General features: G+C 43.9%; 2 protein-coding genes. Both read right to left on the bottom strand.

The window, feature by feature from the left end; all coding sequences use genetic code 11:
- Positions 1–107 precede the first annotated feature (107 nt).
- The gene (locus K1X84_16870) at positions 108–2,483 is read right to left on the bottom strand and encodes an ABC transporter permease (protein MBX7153302.1); all 2,376 of its coding nucleotides are present in this window, start codon (positions 2,481–2,483) and stop codon (positions 108–110) included.
- 44 nt (positions 2,484–2,527) lie between these two features.
- A partial coding sequence (locus tag K1X84_16865) for an ABC transporter permease (GenBank protein ID MBX7153301.1) occupies positions 2,528–3,543 on the bottom strand: 1,016 nt, incomplete at its 5' end.

The raw sequence follows: 3,543 nt of genomic DNA, 5'->3' as shown, positions 1-3,543 counted from the left end.
ACCGAATGCGCTTCCGGTTATTATTGAATCTTCACTGACGCTGTCGTTTCCTTCCTAAAACCCCTGCGTCATGCAATTCAACGGAAATGATTTTTCATATCGAGAAATTATTCGTATTTCAAAGCTTTCACGGGATTCGCCGACGCCGTTTTGAACGCCTGATAACTGACCGTCACGACTGCAATCATCAGAGCGGCTAACGCTGCAATCAGAAACATATCGATACTGATATCAATTCGGTAAGCAAACTCCTGCAACCACTGTTTCATGGCATAATAAGCAACTGGAATGGCTATTACGTTAGCCGCAAGAACCAATAGCACAAACTCTTTGGTAAACAAACCGACCAGCTGTGGAACGGTGGCTCCGAGAACTTTCCGGACGCCGATTTCTTTGGTTCGTTTCTCAGCGCTGAAAGACGCAAGGCCAAGTAATCCAAGGCAAGCAATGCCGACGGCAAGAATAGAAAACACACTGAGCAATGAACGCTGTTTGATTTCGTTCCGATAAAGCGTGTCGTAACTTTGATCGAGAAATTTGTATTCAAACGGAAATTTAGGCGCCGCATTCATCCATGCTTTTTCGATTTGGGCAATGGCCGCCGGTACATCCTGACCTTTGATTTTTACGGCAATAACGCGATGATCGTCACGTATGGAAATAGCCAGAGGATCGATATCTTGTTTCAGCGATGAAAAATTGTAATCCGCGACAATGCCGATCACGGTCCGCCAGATCGAATCAGCTAAATTAATCTGAAACTGTTTGCCAATTGCTTCTTCCGGTTTCCACCCGAATGCCGCGGCCGCCTTTTCATTCAGCAGCATAGCCGAAGCATCTGTTCCGTACGATTCAGAAAAATCTCGACCGGCGATAATTTTCAATCCGAACGTTTTAACATAATCAAAATCCGTATACACCGTACGCATACGCGTAAAATCGCCGGGTTGATTTTTCAATTCAAACGCCATGTTATCATGAAAACCTCCCGGTTCGCCGGACATTAACGAAACGCTTTCGATCAACGATGACGGAAGCAACTGACGTTTGAAACTTTCACGATGTTCATAGATATCCCTGTTATTGACTGGTACGATGACGACATGATCTTGCTTGAATCCAAGATCTTTGGTTACTACAAAATCCATCTGACGGATCATGGCCATCGTCGCAATAATTAAAAATATCGAAATACTGAATTGGAAAACGACAAGGCTTTTCCATACTGAGCTTTTGCGAGCAGCTGATGCGCCTTTCAGAACGGCCGCCGGTTGAAACGCCGATAGGAAAAATGCCGGATAACTTCCTGCCAATAATCCAATGATCGTCATAAGTATCAGCGTTCCGGAGACCGTCGTACCAATATCGAGGCGGCTCCACGACAATTCTTTTCCGAGGAATGCATTCAAATAAGGAAGGGCCAATTCAGCCAGGCAAAACGCAATGACCATTGCGATCAGCGACAGCAGAATCGATTCGCCCAAAAATTGAATGATAAGATTTTGCCGGTAAGCACCCATAACTTTCCGAAGGCCGACTTCCTTCGCGCGTCCTGCCGACTTGGCCGTGGAGAGATTCATAAAATTCATGCAGGCGATCAGCAACAATAAAATCGAGACCGCTGCAAATATGTACAACGCCATTCGATCCCCGTGCTCTACAAGGTCATAGGACGTTTCTTTGTTTAAATAAATGGAGGCCAGCGGTTCAAGATCCAAATCCACCCGGCGGCCGGTTTTCTGAAAATTATCACCGAAATATTTATCCATAAACGCGGGAAATTTTTCAATCAACGATGGAACGTTCACCGAAGGATTGAGACGTACGTATGTAAAAAGCGAATTCGACCACCACATACCAAACCAGGGACGTTCTTTGAAAATATCGATGGATGCGACCCAGTCGAAATCCAAATGCGACGAAGCCGGCGCCGGACCAAATACTCCCGTGACTTTAAAATCATAACGATCTTCGTAACGGATGACTTTTCCGATCGGATCTTCCTGACCGAAATATTTTTCTGCCATTGCTTGTGAAATTACAACAGATGTTGGATCAGTCAGTACGGAAGAAGGATTTCCTTTGATGAGCGGATAAGAAAAAAAACTGAAGAAATTGGCGTCGGCAAAATAAAACTTTTTTTCCGAAAACGACTGTTGCCTGTAAGTGACTAATCCGTCATTGACCATGACGCGGGTGGCTTCCTCCACATCCGTCGGAAAATCCGTTCTCAATGCCGGCGCATACGGCGCCGACGTTACGCCGATTTTACGAATCTGGCTGTTGTCGTTCGCAACGCGCAATACACGGTATATGTTTTTTCCATGGGTATGGAAAGTATCAACTGACGTTTCGTGATACAGATATAGCAAGATCAGTAATACACAAGCCATACCGAATGAAAGTCCGAAAATATTGATCAGTGAGTATGCTTTGTGTTTAAATAAATTCCGAAATGCGATTTTTAAATAATTTTTTATCATCGTTTTAATTCCAAATTTGTCTATGTAAGAGTTATAGTGAGAATTTACTCGTATTTCAAAGCATGAATCGGATTTTCATTGGCAGCTTTCCATACCTGTGAGCTGATCGTAAGCAGCGCAACTATAAAAACTAATCCGTTTGATATAATCAAAGCCATGATCTCAACATCTACGTGAAAGGTATAAATACTGTCAAGCAGTGATTTCACCATGTAATAGCCCAAGGCATCGGCCAAGAGTACGGAAATTCCAAGCATGATGATGAATTCTTTATTGACTAAAGTCATAATATTGACAATGGAGGCTCCCATTACTTTACGAATGCCGATTTCCTTTGTTCTACGAGCAAGGCTGAGCGCCACGAGCGCAAAAAGGCCCATCGCTGCAATGATAATGGCCATTCCGGAAATCCATTGGAACATCCGGTTAATACCTTCACTGACCTGAGTCGATTCGGCGACAACGACGTCTTGAAAAAATCCGTCATAGGGAACTTCAGGAAACAATTTCTCCCATGTTGTTTGAAAAAATTTAGAACCCTCTTCCATAAAGCCGGGATTTAAGCGTATTTCAATAAATGCAAATACAGAAGGTTTGGCGACGCCAAAAACGACGGGCCTGATTGGCCGCCACAATCCTTCACTATAATAATCTTCCAGAACACCGACCACGCGATACGTTTTTTCAGCAATCACTAATGACTGTCCAACAGCATGAGCCCATCCCATTTCTTTCATCAGCGTTTCATTAATCAGGACCGATTCATCCCGATCGGTCGTGAACCGTTCTTCAAAGCTACGTCCTTCTTTCAGTTTCAACGACATGGTTTCTACATAATTAAAGCCAACGTTGAGGATGCGCGCTTCCCGTTCTTGGTCGGCACTGCGAACCGTACGGAGCGGACCTGAAAAATGAATGTGATTCTGACTCGCCGATATGCTGGCCACAGCCGGATGGTTTTTTATCGCATTTGTAAACACCTCGAATTGACTTTCGCTGGAAATCGGAATTCCAATTACCGAATCTTTTGCAAAACCAAGATCAAAATTTTTACTGAATT

It is taken from the genome of bacterium (assembly GCA_019695335.1).
Taxonomy (GTDB): domain Bacteria; phylum CLD3; class CLD3; order SB21; family SB21; genus JABWBZ01.
This window is presented reverse-complemented; position numbering and strand designations above follow the sequence as displayed.